Genomic DNA, 20,889 nt, shown 5'->3' on the forward strand with positions numbered 1-20,889 from the left:
CAACACGGTAACATCGTTCGCAACATCCCACAGGAGTAAGCGACATGGCGCTCGACGACGAATCCTTCGGTCTGCTGCAGCAATCGGTGCAGCGCTTCATCCAGGAACGGCTCGTGCCGGCGGAAAACATCCTCGAAGAAGAGGACGACGTGCCCGCCGACATCGTCGCCGACATGAAGGAGATGGGGCTGTTCGGCCTGTCGATTCCGGAGGAGCACGGCGGCATTGGCCTGTCGATGGCGCAGGAGTGCGAGGTGGGGTACGACCTCGGGCACACCGCGCTGGCGTTTCGCTCGGTATTCGGCACCAACGTCGGCATTGGCTCGCAGGGCATCCTGATGGATGGCACCGACGCGCAGAAGGCCGATTACCTGCCACGCATCGCCAGCGGCGAGCTGATCATCTCGTTTGCGCTGACCGAGCCGAACGCCGGTTCGGACGCAGCATCACTGCAGACGCGCGCCACGCTGGATGGCGACCACTACGTCATCAACGGCACCAAGCGCTTCATTACCAATGCGCCGCGCGCCGGGGCCTTTACGCTGATGGCGCGTACTGGCGGCGAGGGCGCCGGTGGCATCTCGGCCTTTATCGTGCCGGCCGACACGCCGGGCATCACCCTCGGCAAGCCGGACAAGAAGATGGGCCAGCGCGGCACCAAGACCTGCGACGTTGTGCTCGACAACGTGCGTGTGCCGGCTGCCAACATTATCGGCGGCGTGGCGGGGCAGGGCTTCAAGACGGCGATGAAGGTGCTGGATCGCGGCCGCCTGCACATCTCGTCCCTGGCGTGCGGCATGGCGCATCGGCTGATTACGGATGCGGTGGCCTACGCCAAGGAGCGCAAGCAGTTCGGCCAGCCCATCGCCGATTTCCAACTGATCCAGGCCATGCTGGCCGACAGCCAGGCCGAGCTGTACGCTGGTCTGTCGATGGTGCGCGACTGCGCCCGCCGCTACGACGCCAAGCCCGTCGGCAAACAGGACCACGAAGTCAGCATGCTGGCCTCGTGCACGAAGATGTTCTGCACCGAGATGGTCGGCCGGGTGGCGGACCGCGCGGTGCAGATCCACGGCGGCGCCGGCTACATTGCCGAGTACAAGGCCGAGCGCTTCTATCGCGATGTGCGTCTGCTGCGCCTGTATGAAGGCACCACGCAGATCCAGCAGCTGATCATCGCCAAACAGCTGTTGCGGGACTGAGCTGGCTCCAATAAACCGGTCAGATTTGGCTCTGTTTTGGAGCCACGTTCTGGTTCAGAATGGGCGTCCACCTATCTGATCGGCACCGTTGCTGCCATAGCTGCCATGTACGTTCCTGCTCATTTCGAAGAATCGCGGCTCGAGGCGCTGCACGACCTGATCGCGCAGAACCCGTTCGGCACGCTCGTCACGCATGGAGAGCATGGGCTGGACGCCAACCACATCCCCTTCTTACTGCTGCCGGAAGAGGGCAAGGTGGGCACGCTGCATGCCCACGTGGCGCGCGCCAACCCGGTCTGGCAGGACGTGGCTAACGGCGATGAAGTGCTGGTCATCTTTCGCGCGGGCGATGCGTACATTTCGCCGACGTGGTATCCGAGCAAGCACGAAGCTCACAGACAGGTGCCGACGTGGAACTACCGGGTGGCGCATGCTCACGGCCGCATCACTGTGCGCGACGACGAGCGTTTTGTGCGCGGCGTGGTGGGGCGCCTGACGCGCGCGCAGGAGGCAACGCAGCCTGCGCCGTGGAAGATGTCCGACGCGCCGGCCGACTACACCGACACGCTGCTCAAGATGATTGTCGGCATCGAGATCGAGATCACGCGCCTCGAAGGCAAGCTCAAGCTGAGCCAGAACAAGGAGAGGCGGGATATCGTTGGCGCTGGCGAGGCGCTCAAGGCCAACGGCGAGCGCGTGATCAGCGAGGCCATGCTGGCCTGCGCTGCCAGTAAGCCGGAATAAAAAGAGAGCGACGGACTGTGAATCCGTCGCTTAGGCGGCTTTACTTCGCGCCGCGCGCCGGCAGGATCTCGCCGCGCACTTCACCAAAGCCCACGCGATAGCCATCGCCCTGGCACCAGCCGGTCATGATGACTTCGTCGCCGTCTTCCAGGAACGCACGCTTGGCGCCGTTGCCAAGGTCGAGCGGCTGCTTGCCATTGACGGTCAGCTCCAGCAGGCTGCCATACGAATCGGGCGTGGTGCCGCTGATGGTGCCGGAGCCCATCAGGTCGCCCACGCGTACGTTGCAGCCGGACACGGTGTGGTGCGCCAGTTGCTGCGCCATCGTCCAGTACATCGCGCGGAAGTTCGTGCGGGCGATGGTGGCGCGCTTACCACCATGCGGGCGCAGTGCGGTTTCCAGTGCGATGTCGTAGGCGTTGGGGTGGTTCTGGCGCAGGTACTCCAGCGGCTCGGGCGATTGCGCCGGGTTGGCCACGCGGAACGGCTCCAGCGCTTCCATCGTCACGATCCACGGCGAGATCGAGGTGCCGAACCCCTTCGAGTTGAACGGGCCCAGCGGCACGTATTCCCATTGCTGGATGTCGCGTGCGCTCCAGTCGTTGAGCAGCACCACGCCGAACATGTGGTCCGGTGCGGCATCGACGGACACCGGTTCGCCCAGCGCGCTCGGCTTGCCGACCACGAAGGCCATCTCCAGTTCGTAATCCAGCTTGCGGCAGGCCGTGAAGATCGGGCGCGGCTGGTCGGGCAGCTTGATCTGGCCCATCGGGCGGTGCAGCGGCGTGCCGCTCACCACCACCGAGCTGGCGCGGCCGTTGTAGCCGATCGGGATTTCCAGCCAGTTGGGCAGCAGCGCGTTTTCCGGATCACGGAACATGCGGCCGACGTTGGTGGCGTGTTCCTTGGAGGAATAGAAATCCGTGTAGCCGGGGATGTCGATCGGCAGGTGCATCACGGCGTGGGATTGCGGCACCAGTGCGCGTGCATGCAGCGTGGCGTTGTCGCGCACGTGGGTATCGGCAACGCTGAAGAGTGCTTGCAGCTTCTTGCGGGTTTCGTGCCACACGGGCTTGCCGAGGGCGATGAAGGTGTTGAGTGTGCCGGTGCGGAAGGTACCGCGCGTGGAGGCGGGCAGCAGGCCAGCGTCATCCAGCACGCCGAGGTCGATCACCTGGTCGCCCAGGGCCACGCCGGCGCGCGGCGAGGGGTTGTCCTTGGTGGAGAAGATGCCGAAGGGCAGGTTCTCCAGCGGGAAGTGGGTGTCGGGGGTGTTGGCGGATTCCAGCCAGCTCAGTTGTCGTGTGGTCATGGTGGGGGCAGTTCGTTTGGGGCGGTTATTTCTTGACGCTGTTGGTGCGTCCGCTATTTCACCCCCTGCCGGGGGCGACTCACTTTCTTTGTCTTGCCAAAGAAAGTAAGCAAAGAAAGGCGCGCCCGAGATGGCGAAAGACTCCTTGAATTTATGTCGCAGAGAGGGGAAGGGGAAAACTCGCTTCGCTCAGACAGTTCCCCTTCCTTTTTCCTCTCTGCAACAAAAATTCAAGGCGCCATCTAGGGCAGAGTACGGCCACACCTTCTGGGTGCTTGCCTTGGCGCCAAGGCGAATTCGGTGTTAGCGCTTCGTCGGGTCGAAATGCTTTTTCAGGCCTTGCCAACATTCGAAGTACTTGGCTTGCAGTTGTGCCGATTCGGCTGCGAAGCGCGTGGGGCGGATCACCGCCGGCGTTTCGAACATGAAGGCCATCGTGGCGTCCACCTTGTGCGGCTTGCTGGTGTCGCCGTTGCTGGCTTTCTCGAACGTGTCGGCGTCGGGGCCGTGGCCGCTCATGCAGTTGTGCAGGCTGGCACCGCCGGGCACGAAACCTTCGGCCTTGGCGTCGTACACGCCTTGAATCAGGCCCATGAATTCGCTGGCGACGTTGCGGTGGAACCAGGGCGGGCGGAATGTGTTCTCGGCCGCCAGCCAGCGCGGCGGGAAGATCACGAAGTCGATGGTGTCCACGCCGGGCACGGCGGAGGGGCTCTGCAGCACCAGGAAGATCGACGGGTCCGGGTGGTCGTAGCTGATCGAGCCGATGGTGTTGAACAGGCGCAGGTCGTACTTGTACGGTGCGAGGTTGCCGTGCCAGGCCACCACGTCCAGCGGCGAGTGGCCGATCTTCGCGGTCCACAAGCTGCCCTGGAATTTGGCGACGAGTTCGAAATCGCCCTCGCGGTCTTCGTACCAGGCATGCGGCGTGAGGAAGTCGCGCGGGTTGGCCAGGCCGTTGGAGCCGATCACGCCCAGATCGGGCAGGCGGAAGAGCGCACCGAAGTTCTCGCAGATGTAGCCGCGGGCTTCACCGTCCGGCAATTCGACGCGGAAGCGCACGCCGCGCGGGATGACGGCAATCTCCAGCGGCTCGACATCGACCACGCCCATCTCGGTCAGCAGACGCAGGCGGCCTTGCTGCGGAACGATCAACAGCTCGCCGTCGGCGTTGTAGAAGAAGCGGTCGGTCATGTCCGCGTTCGCGGCGTACAGGTGGATGCCGCAGCCGGTTTGCGCGTCGGGGCCGCCATTGCCGGCAAAGGTGACGATGCCGTCGACGAAATCCGTGCCGGCGGCCGGAGCGGGCAGCGGGTCCCAGCGCAACTGGTTGGGCGAGGGCGGCACTTCGTTGAAGTTGCTGTGGAAGCGGCTCTGCCCGACGGCCTCGAACGGCAGGTGCACGGCGCCCGGGCGGATGCGGTAGAACCATGAGCGGCGGTTATGCGCGCGCGGTGCGGTGAAGGCCGTACCGGAGATTTGCTCGGCATACAGGCCATACGGCGCTTTTTGCGGCGAGTTCTGGCCGTGCGGCAGTGCGCCCGGCAGGGCTTCGGTGGCGAACTCGTTGCCGAAGCCGCTCTGGTAAGCGGGGCGGTCCAGCGACGCGGGGGTGAATGCGTTCTTGGCCGTCGGGGCGAGCATGTTCATGGTGAAGTCCTTGGAGAAAAAGTCGTGAGGTTCTTCAGGGAAAGCGTAGTCGTTAAAGCGCAATCAGGCCGGCTTGCGCGCCGCAAAGCGTGCGGCGTCCGCGCCACTGGCGGCCAGCGTGAGCATCAGCACCATGCCGAACGACACCAGCGCCGGCACCGCCGCCGCCTGGAACAGCGCCTGGCCCGTCCACTGCATGGCGATCAACTGTCCGCCGACCACGGGGCCGAGCACCGAGCCGATGCGGCCCACGCCCAGGCTCCAGCCGATGCCGGTGGCGCGCAGCGTGGTCGGGTAATACGTGGCGGCCAGCGCATTCACGGCCGGCTGCCCGCCGACGATGCAGAAGCCGGCGACAAACACCACTGCCACCAGCAGCGGCAGCGCCGCCGCCACATGGCCGATCAGCGCGACGGTGGCGCAGGCGATCAGGAAGCACACGGCCAGCACGCGCACAAAGCCAAGGCGATCAATCAACCGGCCCAGCGTGAGCGTGCCGACTACGCCGCCCACCTGCAGAGCGGTCGCCACCAGCACGGCGGTGTCCGTCGCGTAGCCCGCTTCGCGGATCAGCGTCGGCAGCCAGTTCGACAGGAAATACAGGTCGATCAGATTCATGAAATTGATGACCCACAGCACCAGCGTCACCTTGGCGCGGCCTTCGGTGAACAAGGCGGACACCGGCATGCCGCGTGCAGGCGCCTCGGGCACCACGAACTGCGTCTGCGCATTCACCTGCAGTTGCGGGGCCAGCTTGCCCAGCCAGCGCGCGAGGCGTTGATGGCGCGTTTGCGGATCACCTTTGAGAACCAGGTATTGCAGCGATTCGGGCAGCCACAGCACCATCATCACGCCAATGGCCAGCGGCACCAGGCCGCCCACCAGAAACACCGCCTGCCAGCCAAAGCGCGACAGTAGCGCCGCGCTCACAAAGCCGCCCAGTGCCGCGCCCACGGTAAAGCCGCACGACACCAGCATCATCCACGTCACGCGCGAGCGCGCCGGGCTGAACTCACCGGCCAGCGCCATCGCGTTGGGCATGATGCAGCCTAGCCCCAGGCCGGTGATAAAGCGCAGCACCAGCAGTGCTTGCACCGTCTGCACCTGTGTGGTGGCCAGCATGCAAGCCGCAAAGAAGAAGGTGGCGACAATCAGCACCGGCCGCCGCCCGAAGCGGTCGCCCAGCACGCCGAATACAAGTGCGCCGACCAGCATCCCGAAGAGCCCCGCGCCGAACACCGGCCCGAGGCTCGCTTTGGTGATGTTCCAGTCCTTGACGATGGCCGGCGCCACGTAGCCCATGGCTTGCACGTCAAAGCCGTCGATAATCAGGCACAGCCCGCAGATGGCGAGCAGCAGCATCTGGAAGGCGCCGACCTTGCCCTGGTCGATCAGGCGGGCGAGGTCAATGGACGCGGACGGTGCAGCGGGGGCAGGGCGCATGGATGGTCTCCGGTGATGGGCTGGCGGCATCGGTCGGCCGCTCTGTCGTTCTGGTTCGGGTCTGCCGTATTGTCCGGATCGGGTGAAAATTTGGAATATCAATGCGAGAATGCATGCTATTGATATTGTGAATATTGAGCCGACGCTATGCTGAACCTGCGGGATGTAGACCTGAACCTGCTAGTGGTTTTTCAGGAAATCCTGCGCGAGAAGCGCATTTCCGCCGTGGCGGAGCGCCTGGGCTTGTCGCAGCCGGCGGTGAGCAACGCGCTGGCACGGCTGCGTCAGACCTTCGACGACGAGTTGTTCGTGCGCACCCCGCGCGGCATGATGCCGACCGCACTTGCCGAGCAGTTGGCCGAGCCGGTGGCGATGGCGCTCGACACGCTGCAACGCGCCTTTGGCCAGCGCACGCACTTTGAGGCGGCCACTTCCGCGCGCACCTTCACCATCGCCATGAGCGACGTCGGCGAGGTGTATTTCATGCCGGTGCTCGCGCAGCTCTGCACGGAACAGGCACCCGGCGTGCGCATCGACACCATGCGTGCCGGCGGGTTCGACATGAAGGCGGAGATGGAGGCCGGCGCCATCGACCTCGCGATCGGCGCGTTCGATGACCTATCGGGCGAGAGCGTTTTCCAGCGCCGCCTGTTCCAGCAGGATTACGTGACGATGTTCCGGCGCGGCCATGCGCTGTCGGAAGGCGAGCTGACGCTGGAACGCTTTCGCGGTGCATCGCATCTGGTGGTGGCGAGCTCGGCCAGCCCGTACAACGCCATCGGGCCGCTGCTCGACAAGGCGGGGATCACGCAGTCGGCGCGTTTCTCGGTGCCGCACTTCGTGGCGGTGCCGTACATCGTCAGCACGACGGACTTAGTGGTGACGGTGCCGCGCAAGCTGGCCGAGCGCGCGGCGCCGCCGTTCGGGCTGCAGTTTGCGCCGCCGCCGCTCAAGCTGCCGGCGTTGCAGACCAACGTGTTCTGGCACCGGCGCTTTCATCAGGACGCCGGCAACCAGTGGCTGCGCAACCTGGTCGCGCAGCGGTTTGCCGAACTGCAGGGGTAAGGGCGATGGCGGTCACGCTGCCGGCGCGAGCGTGACCTGTTGCGCCAACCGGGCCTGCGTCAATCGTTGAGCTTGCCCTTGCCCATGGCTTCCATCATGCGCACCGTCAGATACAGGCGCGGCACGACGCTATCGAGGTCGGCCCATTCATCCGACGAGTGCAGCCGGTCGCCCACGATGCCCATGCCATCCAGCACGACGGGCTTGCCGGTATTGGGGTGATAAGCAAAGCCGGCATCGGTGCCGTAGCGCATGGCCACCGGCTTGATCGATTTGCCCAGCTCCTTGTAGATGCCGTCGGCCACGCCCGCCAGGCGGTCGCTGCTTGCGTTGCGGCTGAACGGCGGGCGGCGGTTCTCGACCTTCACCTTGACGTCGGTCTCAGGGATCAGCTTCTTCTGGATGATCTTGTCGGCATCGGCCTGCACGCGCTGCACTTCGGCCACGTCGGCCATGCGCATGTCAGCGGTGGCGGATGCGGCTTCCGGGATGATGTTGACGCGGTCGCCCGAGCGCACCACCGTCCAGTTGACCGTGGTGCCCTTGGCCGGGTCGCCCAGGTCTTTCAGCTGCAGGATCTGGTTGGACAGTTCGACTGCGGCATTGCGGCCGGCTTCCGGCGCCGAGCCCGCATGCGACGCGCGGCCCTTGACGTCCAGATGCACGTAGGCGATGCCGTTGGTGGCCACCGTGACCACGTCGGCCTCGGGCGGTTCGTACACGAGCACGTAGTCCTGGTCGGCCGACAGCTTGGTGATCAGCGTGCGGGAGCCGAGCGAGCTTTTCTCCTCATCGGGGTTGAAGAGCACGGTCAACGTCTTGTAGTCCTTGAAGCCGCGTTCGCGTGCGATTTCCAGCGCGTAGAGGATCAGCAGCGCGCCGCCCTTGGCATCCGCCACGCCGGGGCCGGTGGCCTTGTTGCCGGTGATCTTGAACGGGCGCTTGGCCGCTTCACCCACGCCGAAAACGGTGTCGTAGTGAATCATCAGCATGATGTTCTGCGTGCCGGTGCCGCGCAGCGTGCCCACCACGGCCTTGCCCGCAGCGGGCGGCGTAGCAACGATTTCCACGTTGGCGCCCAGCGCCTTCAGGCGTTGCGCGAGCACGGCTTCCACCTTGGCGAGGCCGTTGGCGTCGTCGGTGCCGGAGTCGATGTTGGTGAGCGTGGCCAAGTCCTTGACGAAGGCGTCCTTGCGCTGTTCTGCGGCACGGAGCAGCCCGCTGTCGGCCTGTGCAGGTTGTGCGAACGCGGTGACGGAGCTGGCGCAGGCAAGCGCTGCAGCCAATGACATCAGGTGCCGTTTTTTCATGAGTGGTCTTCTGGTTTTTGTGGGGATCAAACGATTGCGGGGAGGACCGCACCGCGATGGAGTCGCACACAATTATCGCGCGTGGCCCCCGGCGATGACGATTAGGGGAGACACGCGGTAGCGAGGCCGGGCGATGCCTGGCCTCGTTTTCAGGCGACGCTCGTGGGCAATGCCATGCGCGCCGCTGCCAGCGCCTCGCGCAGCACGGCCATGTCGCCGATGTGGTTGGCGAGCAGCAGGATCAACTGCGCGTTGAGCATGGCGCTGTGCTCGTCGCTGAGGTTGCGGTGCGCGTCGATCAGCGCCTCGTAGAAATCGTCCGGGCGTGGCAGGTTCGGTTGCGTGTTCAGCGGCATGGCAGTCAGGCGGTGGCGGCCGCAAGGGGCGACGGGGCGGTGGTGGGGTGCCCGCTGGCACGGAGTACGGCGGCGGCCAGCTTGGCGGCGTCGACCGTGCGCCAGCGTGCGCAGACGTGCTGGTCGGGGCGTATCAGATACAGCGTGCCGGCGCGGGCGTCATAGCGTTGGGCGACGAGGCCGTCGATGTCTTCCAGTGCGATGACGTTGGCCGAGACGGTGCCCATGCCGCCCGCCGGGAAGATCGCCAGTGTGGGCAACGGCAAGGCGTCGACGTGTTCTCCGGCGCCGCAGAAGCGCACGGCCGTGAAGCCGTCGTGCAAGTGGCTGAGCAGCCAATCGGCGCGGCCGTCGGCGGTGCGCACCGGTGCATCGAGCGCGACAGCACCTGGCACCAGCGCACACGCGAACGGCGCTTCATCGAGGGTCTGCAAGGGCGAGCCTTCGAGCACCGTCGGCATCGACAACCGCCCGCTGTTGACCAGTGTGCGTGCAAACGGATAGTGCTTGGCCAGCCGCAGCGTGGCATCGCGGAAGAGCCGGCTGACAGCGCTCTTGGGTGTGATGAAATCGGTCGAACGGGTGGAGTGGCGGATGTTGTCGTCCGCGGCGAATTCGCGCTCGCTCGCGTAGGTGTCGAGCAGGGCATCGGGCGCGTCGCCATTCAGGACCATGCGCAGCTTCCACGCGAGGTTTTCCGCGTCCTGCAAACCACTGTTGGCGCCGCGCGCGCCGAACGGCGACACACGGTGCGCGGCATCGCCGATGAACAGTACGCGGCCGTGGCGGAAACGGTCCATGCGCTCGCACGAAAACGTATAGACGCTGACCCATTCCAACTCGAAATCGACGCCTTCCCCCAGCAGTGCGCGCACACGCGGGATGACGCGCTCGGGTTGCTTCTCGGCCACCGGGTCGGCGTCCCAGCCGAGCTGGAAATCGATGCGCCAGACGTTGTCGGGCTGGTGATGCAACAGCACCGACTGATTCGGGTGAAACGGCGGATCGAACCAGAACCACCGCTCGCTCGGGAAGGGCGCGTCCATGCGCACGTCGGCGATCAGGAAGCGGTCTTTGAAGGTCTGGCCGTGGGCTTCGAGGCCCATCATCTGGCGCACCGGGCTGCGCGAGCCGTCGGCGGCCACCGCGTACTGCGCCCGCTGCGTATACGTGCCGTCGGGCGTCTCGATGGTGAGTGTTACGCCATCGGCATCCTGCGTGAGGCCCGTCACCTTGTTCTTCCAGCGCAGCTCGATGTTGGGCAGGGCCTGCGCGCGCTCCACGAGAAAGCCTTCCACGTAGTACTGCTGCAGGTTGATGAACGCCGGGCGGCGGTGGCCGGTTTCGGGCAGCAGGTCGAAGCTGTAGAGCAGTTCGTTCTTCAGGTAGACCTTGCCGACGTTCCAGCTCACACCTTTGTCGACCATGCAATCGCCGCAGCCGAGGCGGTCGAAGATCTCCAGCGAGCGCTTGGAGAAGCAGATCGCGCGCGAGCCACTGGACAGCGTGCAGTCGTCATCCACGACGACGACCGGCACGCCCTGCTGCGCCAGGTCGATGGCCGTCGCCAGGCCAACTGGTCCTGCGCCGACGATGACGACGGGCCGGGTTGCGGTTGCCGCGCCGGGCTGCTGTTCAGCGCACGGCGTGTAGGAGAAAACGCGGTTCTGGAAATCGGGGTTCATGTCTCGCTCGCACCTGCGGCGGTCTTGGCCGCCGCTTTGTTGGTGGATATCAGGTCATTGAAGAGAGAGTCAGCTTTGCAGCGCAGCCCACATTTCCTGGTCGCGCTGGGCCGTCCAGATGCGCGGGTGCTTGATGCCGCTGGCTTCGTCAAAGGCGCGCGTCACGTCAAACGGCAGGCAGTGTTCGTAGATGAAGACGTGGCCGAACTTCGGGTCCATCGCGGCGCGGGTGTGCGCCATGGCGGCCTTGAGGTCCATCTTTTGCGCGACGGCTTCCTTGCCGCGCTCCAGCAGCGTCGACACGAAATCGCGCGTGTACGCCAGGCCCTTGTCGACTTCGGCGGGGTTCAGCAGTGCGGGGCCGCGGCCGGGCACGAGCTTGTCGGCGCCCAGCGCGCGCAGTGCATCCAGCGTGGCCGGCCATTCTTCGAGCTGCGCATCACCGCAGTAGCAGGCGGCGTCGTATTCGACCAGGTCGCCGGAGAACAGCACCTTCTGCGACGGAATCCACACCACCGTGTCACCCTTCGTGTGGCCGGCGCCCAGGTGCAGGATCTTCACTTCCAGCTTGCCCAGGAACAGCGTGAGTTCGCGCTCGAACACCAGCGTCGGCCAGGTCAGGCCGGGCACGGTTTCGACACCCGCGAACAGGCGCGGGAAGCGTTCGATCTCGGACTTCATATCGGCCTCACCGCGCTCGACGATCATCTCGTACGTGCCGCGGCTGGCGATGATGTTCTGTGCGCCCTCGGCAAAGTACGCCGACGCGCCCAGCACGCGCACCGCGTGGTAGTGCGACAGCACCACATGCTTGATCGGCTTGTCGGTGATGGCGCGGATGCGCGCGATCAGGTCTTGCGCCATCGCCGGGGTGGCGGTGGTGTCGATGATCATCACCGAGTCGTCGCCGATGATGACGCCCGAATTGGGGTCGCCCTCGGCGGTGTAGGCATACGCGTTGGGGGAGAGCTGGGTAAAGGTGACTTGTTTGGCCTCGAGGTCAGCTTGCGAGGCGAAGGCTTTGGCCATTCTGTCACTCCTGGTGTAGTGAATTACGGTTGGGGGAATTATTCTTCGGTGATCATTGGCCGGAAAGCGTTGGGGGTGTGCAATAAGGAGCACGCTGAGATCAGGCCAAACCGAACGTTGGCAATCATAGACCGCGCGGTTTGGAGATGCGCCTAGGGTATACGAGAATTATTGTTAGAAGTATCGTTTATACAATGCATAAAAATAAAACACGGTCGCCCGATGAGCGCAGCGTGCTACGCTCGCAGCACTTTTACGGCCTGACCCTCAACCCAGCCAACGTGCCCCGCGGACATGGAGACCACTGAAGTCGAAGACGAACTGCCGGCCGATGGCGATGCCGATGATGCGCGTGCCAGCCGCGATCGCTCGGGCATCCAATCCATCGAAGTCGGCGCCCAGTTGCTGGTGGCGCTCACGCGGGCCATGCGGGCGATGGCGCTGGGCGATCTGGCGCGCGCGGCGGGCATGCACCCTTCCAAGGCGCACCGGTATCTGGTGAGCCTGCAGCGCGTGGGCGCGGTGTCACAAGACCCGCTCACCGGTCGCTATGAACTGGGCCCGTTCGCACTGCGTCTGGGGCTTGCCAGCCTCAACCGCACCGATGCCATCGTCCGCGTGCGGCCCTTGCTCGCGGATTTGCGCGACCAGACCGGCCACACCATCGGCATTGCCGTCTGGAGCGATCGCGGCCCGACCGTCGTCCACTGGGAGAAGGCGGGCGGCGCCCCCGGAGTGAACCTGCGCATCGGCGATGTCATGCCGATGCTCAATTCCGCCACCGGCCGCCTGTTCGGCGCCTATCAGCCGATGGAACAGACGCTGCCGCTGGTCGAACGCGAACTGCACGAGCGCGCCGACGACGATCTGCCCGGCCTGCCGCGCTCACTCACCGATTACTACCGTCTGTGTGAAGAGATCCGCGCCGAGGGTGCATCGTGGGTGTCGGGCAGCCTGTTGCCTGGCGTGAGCGCGTTGTCGCTACCGGTGTTCGGCGCACGGGGGCAACTCGCCCTGGTGCTGATCGCGTTGAACCTGCAGCCGCTGTTCCATGCCGAGCGCGGCGGCGAGTTGGAGGCCACATTGCGCGCCTTCGTGACGCGCCTGTCGGCGATGCTGCAGACGCCGGTGGCCGGTCCTGCCAAGACTGGCGCCCGGCGCGCAAAGACAACGCGTTAGGGTTGTCGCCAATTTCATCCTGTCGTAAGAAATTTACCATCTCGTAACTCGTGGCGCCCCGCGCGTTTCAACGCGACCCCCACGATTACAAGAACGAGGAGACTCATGGACTTGTCGATTGCCGCCATCCTGGCGCAAGACGGCGTGACATCGGGCGCGATCTACGCGCTGCTGGCACTGGCGCTGGTGCTGGTGTTTTCCGTCACGCGCGTGATCTTTATCCCGCAGGGCGAGTTCGTGGCGTATGGCGCGCTCACGCTGGCGGCCATCCAGGCCAACAAGGCGCCGCTGTCGGCCAGCCTGTTGGTTGCGCTGGGGGTGCTGACCTTCCTGGTCGAGATGGGGCGCACATTGCTGCAACCGGAGTTGCGCCTGCATGCGCTGCGCACCGGTGCCATCTACGCGGGCAAATACCTGGTCTTCCCGATTGCCGTGTATGCGGCGGCCAACGCGCTTGCGCCGATGACGCTGCCGATGGCCGCGCAGGTGGCGCTGACGCTGCTGATCGTCATTCCCATGGGCCCGATGATCTACCGCCTAGCCTATGAGCCGCTGGCCGAGGCGAGCACGCTGGTGCTGCTGATCGTCTCGGTGGGCGTGCACTTTGCGATGGTGGGGCTGGGCCTCGTGATGTTCGGCGCGGAAGGCTCGCGCACGGATGCGTTTTCCGATGCGCGCTTTGATCTGGGCGCGCTCTCGGTGTCGGGCCAGAGCCTGTGGGTGGTGGCCGTGTCGGTGCTGATGATCGTGGCGCTGTACTTTTACTTTGAGCGCACCGTGTCGGGCAAGGCGCTGCGCGCGACGGCCGTGAACCGGCTGGGTGCGCGGCTGGTCGGCATCGGCACCACGCAGGCGGGGCGGCTGGCCTTTACGCTGGCCGCGGCGCTGGGCGCGCTGTGCGGCATCCTGATCGCGCCGCTTACCACCGTGTATTACGAGTCGGGTTTCCTGATCGGCCTGAAGGGGTTCGTGGGCGCCATCGTAGGCGGGCTGGTCAGCTATCCGGTGGCGGCGCTGGGCGCGCTGCTGGTGGGGCTGCTGGAGTCGTATTCATCGTTCTGGGCGTCGGCGTTCAAGGAGGTGATCGTGTTCACGCTGATCATTCCCGTGCTGCTGTGGCGTTCGCTCACCACCAAGCATGTCGACGAAGAGGAGTAAGCCGATGAACACGCTGACCAAATCTTCCGACAACGCCGCGCAACGCGGCTGGTTCTCGCGCAACCGTGTGCTGACAGCGCTGTTCGTGATCGTGCTGGCGCTGATTCCGGTGGTGCCGACGCCCGAGTTCTGGATCACGCTGCTCAACTACATCGGGCTCTATAGCCTTGTCGCGCTGGGCCTCGTGCTGCTCACGGGCGTGGGCGGGCTGACCTCGTTCGGGCAGGCGGCGTTTGTCGGCCTGGGCGCCTACAGCACGGCGTATCTGACGACGCAGTACGGGCTGTCCCCCTGGCTTGGTCTGCTGGCAGGGCTGGTGATCACGATGGTGTGTGCCTATGTGATCGGCTTGATCACCATGCGCATGTCGGGCCACTACCTGCCGCTGGCGACGATCGCCTGGGGCCTGTCGCTGTTCTTCCTGTTCGGCAATCTGGAGTTTCTCGGCAAGTACGACGGGCTGAACGGCATTCCGGTGCTGAACGTGCTCGGCAAGCCGCTGAACACCGGGCGCGAGATGTTCTACCTGATCTGGGCCGTGGTGGTGGTGGCCGTGCTGGCGGTGCAGAACCTGCTGAATTCGCGCCCCGGCCGCGCCATCCGCGCGCTCAAGGGCGGCGGCACGATGGCCGAGGCGATGGGTGTGAACACGGCGTGGATGAAGGTGGTGATCTTCGTGTTTGCGGCGGTGCTGGCGTGCATCTCGGGCTTTCTGTATGCGCATCTGCAACGCGCGGTGAACCCGACGCCGTTCGGCCTGAACTACGGTATCGAATACCTGTTCATGGCGGTGGTCGGCGGCGTGGGCCACGTGTGGGGCGCGGTGCTTGGCGCGGGGCTGCTGACCATTCTGAAGGACAGCCTGCAGAGCATCCTGCCCAAGCTGCTGGGCTCCAACGGCAACTTCGAGATCATCGTGTTCGGCGTGTTGCTGGTGCTGTTGCTGCAATACGCGCGCGATGGGGTGTGGCCGTTCATCCGCAAGCTGTTTCCGTCCGCCCCGACGGCACGCGCGCCGGAAGATGCGCCTGCGCTCAAGCAGCGCGAAAAGCCGCAGGCCGGTGAACTGATCCTCGACGTACGTGCCGCGCGCAAGGAGTTCGGTGGACTTGTCGCTGTGAACGACGTCAGCTTCCAGGTCAAGGCCGGCGAGATCATCGGCCTGATCGGCCCGAACGGCGCCGGCAAGTCGACCACCTTCAACCTCGTCACGGGGGTGCTGCCCGTCACGCGCGGTGAGGTGCTGTACCGCGGCGAACAGATCAGCGGCAAGCCCTCGCGAGAGATCGTCAAACGCGGCATCGGCCGCACCTTCCAGCACGTGCAACTGCTGTCGGGCATGACGGTGCTCGAGAACGTGGCGCTCGGCGCCCACCTGCGCGGCGACTTTGCGGCGCAGGGCGGGGTGCTCGCCAGCGTGGTGCGCATGAACCAGGGAGAAGAGCAGAAGCTGCTGTTCGAGGCGCGCCGCCAACTGGAGCGCGTGGGTCTGGCCGATTGCATGTACCAGGAAGCGGGCAGCCTGGCGCTGGGCCAGCAGCGGATTCTGGAAATCGCCCGCGCGCTGTGCTGCGACCCCGCGCTGCTGCTGCTCGACGAGCCCGCCGCCGGCCTGCGCTACAAGGAGAAGCAGGCCCTGGCTGCGCTGCTCACCAAACTCAAGGCCGAAGGCATGAGTGTGCTGCTGGTCGAGCACGACATGGACTTCGTCATGAACCTCACCGATCGGCTGGTCGTGATGGAGTTCGGCACCAAGATCGCCGAGGGGCTGCCGCAGGAAGTGCAGCAAAACCCCGCAGTGCTGGAAGCCTATCTGGGCGGCGTTGAATAAGGAGAACGCGCATGTCAGTCATTCTCGAAGTGCGTGACCTGCACGTCCGCTACGGCAAGGTGGAAGCGTTGCACGGCGCCAACCTGAAGGTGGAGGCCGGGCAGATCGTCACCGTCATCGGCCCAAACGGTGCGGGCAAATCGACCATGCTGGGCGCCATCATGGGCGCGCTGCCGACCACCGGTTCGGCCAACGGCGTGGTCTCATATCTCGGTCATAACCTGACCGGTCTGCCGGTGGAGAAGCGTGTGGCGCGCGGCATGTGCCTCGTGCCAGAAAAGCGCGAGCTGTTTGCCACCATGAGCGTGGAAGACAACCTCGTGCTCGGCGCGTACCGCCGCAAGCGCGCTGGCGAGCGCAATTATCTGGATCAGATGGAGGTGGTCTACAGCCTCTTCCCGCGCCTGAAGGAACGGCGCGCGCAGGAAGCCGGCACGCTCTCCGGCGGCGAGCGCCAGATGCTGGCCGTGGGCCGTGCGCTGATGGCCAAGCCGCAACTGCTGATGCTGGACGAGCCGAGCCTCGGCCTCGCGCCGCTGATCGTGAAAGAGATCTTCCACATCATCAGCGACCTGCGCAAAACCGGCGTGGCCACGCTGCTGATCGAGCAGAATGCGCGCGCGGCCTTGCAAGTGGCCGATTACGGCTACGTGCTCGAAACCGGCGACATGACGCTCGAAGGCCCGGCGCAGGAGCTGGCCGTGAACCCGCGCGTGATCGAGACCTACCTGGGGCTGGCGAAAAAGGCCGCTTGACCGGCAGCCTGACGATCAATCGTCGTCATCGTCGTGACGGCGATGCTTCCAGTATTCGCGCTCGCGTTTGCGCTGTTCGCGCCATTGTTTCTCTTGCCACTTGCGCTCGCGCCAGTCATCGCCGTAGTAGCCGGGTGCAACAACCACGGGCTGCGGTTCGACATACACGGGTTGGGGTGCGTAAACCGGTGCGGGCGCGTAAACAGGCGCCGGCGCATATACCGGGGCCGGTTCCACATACACCGGCGCCACCGGAATGCCGATACCGACGTCCACGTTGACCCGGGCCAGTGCCGGCTGGGATGACAACGCTGCCAGTGCGGCGGTAGCGGCCAGCGCGCATAGCGCCAAAATTTTCTGCATGGTGAAGCTCCTCGACGGAGCTGCACTGTAGTGGACTGGCGCCTGCGCGGTCTTACAAAAAATATACGGGCGTTACGAGATGTAACGAAGTGGCGTCAGGGCGACGTCAGAGTGCCGTTCGTTCCATCAATTCGGCATCGTTGCCGTAGATGGCGTGCAGCGTCGTCCGGCGCTCCCTGTCCAGGGCAACGGGCTGATAGCCGAGGCGGCGCCAGAACATATCGGCACCCTGTACGGCCACGAGGCGCGATTGATTCAGGCCCTGCGCCACGGCCGCAGCGTGCGCGGCGGCATACAGTCGCTCGCCCAAGCGCTGGGTGCGGCCGGCCGGGGCGATGGCCATGTCGTGCACGAACCAGAGCACATCGACCGCATCGGCAGCGGGCAACGGCACGTGCAACTTGGGCGGGGTCCATGCATGCCATGCATGCGAGAGCAGGTAGCCGACCACCTCTGCGCCCCGCGCGGCGACCAGGCACATCGCCGGACTGCGGGCCCAGCGGCTGGCCAGCGCGTCGCCCGGTTCCAAGAACCCATCGCCGTAACACGCCTGTTGCACGGCCAGGATGCCGGGCAGGTCCTCTGCAACGATGGGGCGGATGGTCAGCTCGGACATGAAATCGCAGTGGGCGGAAAACCGGCGAGTTTACCGGACGCCTGTTGGTCATCATGCCGATTGCGCATAACGTGGGCGCACCTCGGTATTCGCCGCGCGGCGCACGTATCCTTGAGATTCGTTGGCAGGGCAGTCCCGCCCGTACCTTGAATCTTCCAATTCCAGCATGTCCCGAATCGTCTTCCTGAACGGCCAATACGTGCCCGCTGCCGAGGCCACCGTCTCCATCATGGACCGCGGCTTCACCTTTGCCGATGGCATTTACGAAGTGACCGCTGTGGCGCGCGGCAAGCTCGTCGACAACGACGCGCACCTTGCCCGCCTGACGCGCTCGCTGTCCGAGATCGGCATCGACAACCCGTACACCGAGGCCGAGTGGACACGCGTGTGCGAAGAGCTGGTGGCGCGCAACGGGCTGGAAGAGGGCGTGGTCTACATGCAGGTCACGCGCGGCGTGGCCGAGCGCGACTTCGGCATCCCGGCCGAGATCACGCCGACGGCCGTGGCGTTCACCCAGGTCAAGACCATCGTTGACAGCCCGCTGGCAAAGAAGGGCGCGACCGTGGTGACGGTGCCCGACCTGCGCTGGAAGCGTTGCGACATCAAGAGCGTTGGCCTGCTGCCGCAGGTGATGGCCAAGCAGATTGCCGCCCGCGCCGGTGCCCACGAAGCCTGGATGACCGACGGCGATCGCGTGACCGAAGGCGCGTCGTCCACCGCCTTCATCATCACTGCCGACAAGCGCCTGATTACGCGCCCGCTGTCGAATGCCGTGCTGCCGGGCATCACCCGCGTGTCGATCATGGCGCTGGCCCGCGAGCACGGCCTGACGCTGGAGGAGCGCACCTTCACCGTGCAGGAAGCCCAGCAGGCCGCCGAGGCCTTCTATACCAGCGCATCGACGTTCGTGATGCCGGTGGCGTCCATCGACGGCGTGAAGATCGGCAACGGTCAGCCGGGCCCGCTCACGCAGGCGCTGCGCGCGCTGTATCTGCGTTTTGCGGGCGTGGACGCCGCCGAATCCGCCGATCAGATGTGACGAAAGCGGTTTCGCCGGCGCGGTAGAATCGCCCGCTCAGTTTTTGCAGCAAGGCGAGATATCCCCATGAAGACAGGAGGCTGGCGCCGGCAAGGCGCCATTGCGGCGACCGCGCTGGTCGTCGCGCCATGGGCAGCGATGCCCGCGATTGCGCAAACCGTGGCCCCGTCGGCGACCATGCCAGCGGTGTCTGCGCAACTCACGTCCGAATCCGCGGGCACCGATGCACGCTGGCGCCGGTTCGAGGGCGTCAACGGCATCGTGTCCTATATCGATCGGCAGTCGGTCAAGTCGCAGCCAAACGCTGAGGCGGATGCGCACACCGTGCACTTCCGCCTGTTGCGCAACGTGCTGCCCGATTTCACGATCAAGACGGCAGACGGCCAGCCGATCCGTTCGTCGGTCAAGCAGGTCATGCTCGATTGCGCGCGACATACCTACACGGTGATTGCGCAAACGCTCTACGGTGCGCGCAATGCAAGCGGCAAGCCGCTCTATCAGATCCGCTACGGCGATGAGGCGCAAAGCCGCTCGCTGCGCGAAGGCAGCGTGTTCGCGTGGATTGCCAGCCGGTTCTGCGGCGCGGGTCAGTAACGTCCCGCCGGGCCTGGGCGGCGCCTGGGCCGCCCCGCCTGTTCAGATCGACGCTTCTTCCCGGTTGTCGTTGTCTTCGCGGCTTCGTGCGTAAGGCTGCCGCTCCCGCTCAAGCTCCGGATATCGGCGCGAGGCAAAGCCGATGGCGGCTTCATACGAGCCGAACTGGTTGGATTCGGCGGCCACGCCGTCATTGACCAGGATTGCGTACCACTTCCCGTAGAGCGGGCCGTACACCACGACCTTGCTTTTCATTGTCTTGTCCCTGTTTCTTGTATCGATGGCTGCGATGCGGTTTGCGCAAGGCAGCGGCTCGGGCTGTCCGGGCACCAGGTCGTGGCGCGCCGTCAGCGTTGTAGGCGGACGATGATTGCAGTGTGTTACACGCGCGTCAACGTTTGCGTTGGGTGCAATGTTCTAGTGGCGTCAATCCGGTGCCAGCGTGCCAGCCACGCGGGCTTGCCGCAGTTCGGCGGGCTCATGGCCTGATTCCACGTAGTCTGCAAAGCGGCGGATGCAGTCCGCCACCCAGTCGGGGCGGCGCAGCGGCAGCCAGTGGCCGGCGTCGACCTCGTGGCGCCAGTAGTGCGGGACCCACGCTTCAACGGCGCGTGTGACGGCGGGGCTCACGTAGCGATCTCGCGTCGGCACGATCAACTGCACGGGGGCATGCGGCTCGCGTGCTTGGGGACGGGCCAGGCGCTCCCGGAAGTTCGCGCGGTACATCCGCACGCCGTTACGCGCATCGCGCATGAGCGAAGGCCGCGGGGCATCGACGCGGACGCCCTCTGTCTTGTGCAGCCACCACGGCCACATACGCGCCATCCACCATCGCCACGACCATTCCGGCACCACCGGCAGGTGGAAGACGCCCACGTACCACGACTGCAGCCGCTGCTTCCACAGCGCGCGCCTGGCGGCCCACGTGCCGGCGTCGCGCTGCGCGCGCATCCAGTGGCCGACGTGATCGAGGCACGGGCCCGAAATCGAGGTGTATGAGGCAATGCGCCCGCGCAGCCGGTCCGTCGTCACCGATTCCCAACTGTGGATGGAGCCCCAGTCGTGCCCGACCAGGTGAAACCGCTCGCCTGGCAGCAGCGTGTCGGCCACGGCGGCAAGGTCGTCGGCGAAGTGGGCGATGCGGTAGGCGGTGGTGTCCGCGGGGGCGTCCGAGAGGCCGGCGCCTCGCACATCAAAGGTGAGCACGCGACGCTGACCGGCCAGCACATCCCGCACACCGTGCCAGACCGTGCTGTCGTCCGGATAGCCATGCACGAGAACGATTGCGGGGCGCTGTTGTGTCGACGGATCAGCCGGCTGCGTCAGGCGGGCGTGCAACCGGACGTTGCCCGATCGCACCACGTGGGAGGACTGGCGGAGGGCAGCGGGTGCAGACATCGAGGGGCTCCATGTCGATCAAAAATGACATCGATCGATGGCATGGTAGGCGTCCGCATCGCCATTTGACAATGCGTAACGTTCACAACGTTGTGACGGCGCGCCGCAATAAATTTCGTGCGTTCCAGGAGGAACTTCCATAGAATGCGAACGCGAATTG

Annotated in this window: 20 protein-coding genes; 9 read left to right on the forward strand and 11 right to left on the reverse strand. The window is 65.3% G+C overall.

Annotated features, from left to right (window positions below; genetic code table 11):
• The first annotated feature begins 44 nt into the window (after positions 1-44).
• Positions 45-1,202 carry an acyl-CoA dehydrogenase family protein gene (locus NG900_RS05720; protein ID WP_252677741.1) on the forward strand — a complete coding sequence of 386 codons (1,158 nt, stop codon included), beginning with the start codon at positions 45-47 and terminating at the stop codon, positions 1,200-1,202.
• 105 nt (positions 1,203-1,307) lie between these two features.
• On the forward strand, positions 1,308-1,946 hold the full coding sequence (locus tag NG900_RS05725) for an FMN-binding negative transcriptional regulator (protein WP_252677743.1): 639 nt from the start codon (positions 1,308-1,310) through the stop codon (positions 1,944-1,946).
• A 40-nt stretch (positions 1,947-1,986) separates the two neighbouring features.
• On the opposite strand, the gene fahA is transcribed toward NG900_RS05725, so the two are convergent.
• The 3 genes from fahA to NG900_RS05740 form a co-directional block, all read right to left on the reverse strand.
• Positions 1,987-3,258, reverse strand: a complete 1,272-nt coding sequence (gene fahA / locus NG900_RS05730) for a fumarylacetoacetase (RefSeq protein ID WP_252677745.1) — start codon at positions 3,256-3,258, stop codon at positions 1,987-1,989.
• A 303-nt stretch (positions 3,259-3,561) separates the two neighbouring features.
• Positions 3,562-4,908, reverse strand: a complete 1,347-nt coding sequence (hmgA, locus tag NG900_RS05735; RefSeq protein WP_252677747.1) for a homogentisate 1,2-dioxygenase — start codon at positions 4,906-4,908, stop codon at positions 3,562-3,564.
• 63 nt (positions 4,909-4,971) lie between these two features.
• Positions 4,972-6,351, reverse strand: a complete 1,380-nt coding sequence (locus tag NG900_RS05740; RefSeq protein ID WP_252677749.1) for an MFS transporter — start codon at positions 6,349-6,351, stop codon at positions 4,972-4,974.
• Between the two features lie 147 nt (positions 6,352-6,498).
• Between NG900_RS05740 and NG900_RS05745 the strand changes: the two genes are divergently transcribed.
• Positions 6,499-7,416, forward strand: a complete 918-nt coding sequence (locus tag NG900_RS05745) for a LysR family transcriptional regulator (RefSeq protein ID WP_252677751.1) — start codon at positions 6,499-6,501, stop codon at positions 7,414-7,416.
• A 59-nt stretch (positions 7,417-7,475) separates the two neighbouring features.
• Here NG900_RS05745 and NG900_RS05750 read toward each other — a convergent pair whose 3' ends face one another.
• The 4 genes from NG900_RS05750 to NG900_RS05765 form a co-directional block, all read right to left on the reverse strand.
• Positions 7,476-8,726, reverse strand: a complete 1,251-nt coding sequence (locus NG900_RS05750; protein WP_252677753.1) for a glutamate carboxypeptidase — start codon at positions 8,724-8,726, stop codon at positions 7,476-7,478.
• A gap of 149 nt (positions 8,727-8,875) precedes the next feature.
• Entirely contained in the window at positions 8,876-9,082 is a 207-nt protein-coding gene (locus NG900_RS05755; protein WP_252677755.1) for a DUF2783 domain-containing protein, read from the reverse strand.
• A gap of 5 nt (positions 9,083-9,087) precedes the next feature.
• Positions 9,088-10,767: an FAD-dependent oxidoreductase gene (locus tag NG900_RS05760; protein ID WP_252677757.1), complete on the reverse strand. Its 1,680-nt coding sequence runs from the start codon at positions 10,765-10,767 to the stop codon at positions 9,088-9,090.
• Positions 10,768-10,836: 69 nt separating this feature from the next.
• Positions 10,837-11,796: an MBL fold metallo-hydrolase gene (locus tag NG900_RS05765; protein WP_252677759.1), complete on the reverse strand. Its 960-nt coding sequence runs from the start codon at positions 11,794-11,796 to the stop codon at positions 10,837-10,839.
• 294 nt (positions 11,797-12,090) lie between these two features.
• Here NG900_RS05765 and NG900_RS05770 point away from each other — a divergent pair, with 294 nt between their 5' ends.
• From NG900_RS05770 to NG900_RS05785, 4 genes are all read left to right on the forward strand, one after another.
• Positions 12,091-12,975, forward strand: a complete 885-nt coding sequence (locus tag NG900_RS05770; protein WP_252677761.1) for an IclR family transcriptional regulator — start codon at positions 12,091-12,093, stop codon at positions 12,973-12,975.
• A 105-nt stretch (positions 12,976-13,080) separates the two neighbouring features.
• Positions 13,081-14,133 carry a branched-chain amino acid ABC transporter permease gene (locus NG900_RS05775; protein WP_252677763.1) on the forward strand — a complete coding sequence of 351 codons (1,053 nt, stop codon included), beginning with the start codon at positions 13,081-13,083 and terminating at the stop codon, positions 14,131-14,133.
• A gap of 4 nt (positions 14,134-14,137) precedes the next feature.
• On the forward strand, positions 14,138-15,964 hold the full coding sequence (locus NG900_RS05780) for a branched-chain amino acid ABC transporter ATP-binding protein/permease (protein WP_252677765.1): 1,827 nt from the start codon (positions 14,138-14,140) through the stop codon (positions 15,962-15,964).
• 11 nt (positions 15,965-15,975) lie between these two features.
• Positions 15,976-16,719 carry an ABC transporter ATP-binding protein gene (locus NG900_RS05785; RefSeq protein ID WP_252677767.1) on the forward strand — a complete coding sequence of 248 codons (744 nt, stop codon included), beginning with the start codon at positions 15,976-15,978 and terminating at the stop codon, positions 16,717-16,719.
• Positions 16,720-16,734: 15 nt separating this feature from the next.
• On the opposite strand, the gene NG900_RS05790 is transcribed toward NG900_RS05785, so the two are convergent.
• Both NG900_RS05790 and NG900_RS05795 read right to left on the reverse strand, forming a co-directional pair.
• Complete coding sequence (locus NG900_RS05790; RefSeq protein WP_252677769.1) at positions 16,735-17,082, reverse strand: hypothetical protein; 348 nt, start codon at positions 17,080-17,082, stop codon at positions 16,735-16,737.
• 106 nt (positions 17,083-17,188) lie between these two features.
• Positions 17,189-17,698, reverse strand: coding sequence for a GNAT family N-acetyltransferase (locus NG900_RS05795; RefSeq protein ID WP_252677771.1), 510 nt, complete (start codon positions 17,696-17,698; stop codon positions 17,189-17,191).
• Positions 17,699-17,864: 166 nt separating this feature from the next.
• Between NG900_RS05795 and NG900_RS05800 the strand changes: the two genes are divergently transcribed.
• On the forward strand, positions 17,865-18,737 hold the full coding sequence (locus NG900_RS05800; protein ID WP_252677773.1) for a D-amino-acid transaminase: 873 nt from the start codon (positions 17,865-17,867) through the stop codon (positions 18,735-18,737).
• A 66-nt stretch (positions 18,738-18,803) separates the two neighbouring features.
• Entirely contained in the window at positions 18,804-19,331 is a 528-nt protein-coding gene (locus NG900_RS05805) for a surface-adhesin E family protein (RefSeq protein ID WP_252677776.1), read from the forward strand.
• Positions 19,332-19,373: 42 nt separating this feature from the next.
• Here NG900_RS05805 and NG900_RS05810 read toward each other — a convergent pair whose 3' ends face one another.
• A complete protein-coding gene (locus NG900_RS05810) occupies positions 19,374-19,586 on the reverse strand; it encodes a hypothetical protein (RefSeq protein WP_252677778.1) in 213 nt (70 codons plus the stop codon).
• 171 nt (positions 19,587-19,757) lie between these two features.
• A complete protein-coding gene (locus NG900_RS05815) occupies positions 19,758-20,729 on the reverse strand; it encodes an alpha/beta fold hydrolase (protein ID WP_252677780.1) in 972 nt (323 codons plus the stop codon).
• Positions 20,730-20,889 lie beyond the last annotated feature (160 nt).

Source organism: Ralstonia soli, from assembly GCF_023955655.1.
GTDB classification, from domain to species: domain Bacteria; phylum Pseudomonadota; class Gammaproteobacteria; order Burkholderiales; family Burkholderiaceae; genus Ralstonia; species Ralstonia soli.

What these genes read in the sequence shown, in the direction of transcription:
- NG900_RS05815 (WP_252677780.1), bottom strand. Translation starts at nt 20,729, where the DNA reads ATGTCTGCACCCGCTGCCCTCCGCCAGTCCTCCCACGTGGTGCGATCG.
- NG900_RS05810 (WP_252677778.1), bottom strand. Translation starts at nt 19,586, where the DNA reads ATGAAAAGCAAGGTCGTGGTGTACGGCCCGCTCTACGGGAAGTGGTAC.
- NG900_RS05760 (WP_252677757.1), bottom strand. Translation starts at nt 10,767, where the DNA reads ATGAACCCCGATTTCCAGAACCGCGTTTTCTCCTACACGCCGTGCGCT.
- NG900_RS05745 (WP_252677751.1), top strand. Translation starts at nt 6,499, where the DNA reads ATGCTGAACCTGCGGGATGTAGACCTGAACCTGCTAGTGGTTTTTCAG.
- NG900_RS05790 (WP_252677769.1), bottom strand. Translation starts at nt 17,082, where the DNA reads ATGCAGAAAATTTTGGCGCTATGCGCGCTGGCCGCTACCGCCGCACTG.
- NG900_RS05755 (WP_252677755.1), bottom strand. Translation starts at nt 9,082, where the DNA reads ATGCCGCTGAACACGCAACCGAACCTGCCACGCCCGGACGATTTCTAC.
- NG900_RS05765 (WP_252677759.1), bottom strand. Translation starts at nt 11,796, where the DNA reads ATGGCCAAAGCCTTCGCCTCGCAAGCTGACCTCGAGGCCAAACAAGTC.
- NG900_RS05795 (WP_252677771.1), bottom strand. Translation starts at nt 17,698, where the DNA reads ATGTCCGAGCTGACCATCCGCCCCATCGTTGCAGAGGACCTGCCCGGC.
- NG900_RS05750 (WP_252677753.1), bottom strand. Translation starts at nt 8,726, where the DNA reads ATGAAAAAACGGCACCTGATGTCATTGGCTGCAGCGCTTGCCTGCGCC.
- NG900_RS05780 (WP_252677765.1), top strand. Translation starts at nt 14,138, where the DNA reads ATGAACACGCTGACCAAATCTTCCGACAACGCCGCGCAACGCGGCTGG.
- hmgA (WP_252677747.1), bottom strand. Translation starts at nt 4,908, where the DNA reads ATGAACATGCTCGCCCCGACGGCCAAGAACGCATTCACCCCCGCGTCG.
- NG900_RS05725 (WP_252677743.1), top strand. Translation starts at nt 1,308, where the DNA reads ATGTACGTTCCTGCTCATTTCGAAGAATCGCGGCTCGAGGCGCTGCAC.
- NG900_RS05740 (WP_252677749.1), bottom strand. Translation starts at nt 6,351, where the DNA reads ATGCGCCCTGCCCCCGCTGCACCGTCCGCGTCCATTGACCTCGCCCGC.
- fahA (WP_252677745.1), bottom strand. Translation starts at nt 3,258, where the DNA reads ATGACCACACGACAACTGAGCTGGCTGGAATCCGCCAACACCCCCGAC.
- NG900_RS05720 (WP_252677741.1), top strand. Translation starts at nt 45, where the DNA reads ATGGCGCTCGACGACGAATCCTTCGGTCTGCTGCAGCAATCGGTGCAG.
- NG900_RS05770 (WP_252677761.1), top strand. Translation starts at nt 12,091, where the DNA reads ATGGAGACCACTGAAGTCGAAGACGAACTGCCGGCCGATGGCGATGCC.
- NG900_RS05785 (WP_252677767.1), top strand. Translation starts at nt 15,976, where the DNA reads ATGTCAGTCATTCTCGAAGTGCGTGACCTGCACGTCCGCTACGGCAAG.
- NG900_RS05800 (WP_252677773.1), top strand. Translation starts at nt 17,865, where the DNA reads ATGTCCCGAATCGTCTTCCTGAACGGCCAATACGTGCCCGCTGCCGAG.
- NG900_RS05775 (WP_252677763.1), top strand. Translation starts at nt 13,081, where the DNA reads ATGGACTTGTCGATTGCCGCCATCCTGGCGCAAGACGGCGTGACATCG.
- NG900_RS05805 (WP_252677776.1), top strand. Translation starts at nt 18,804, where the DNA reads ATGAAGACAGGAGGCTGGCGCCGGCAAGGCGCCATTGCGGCGACCGCG.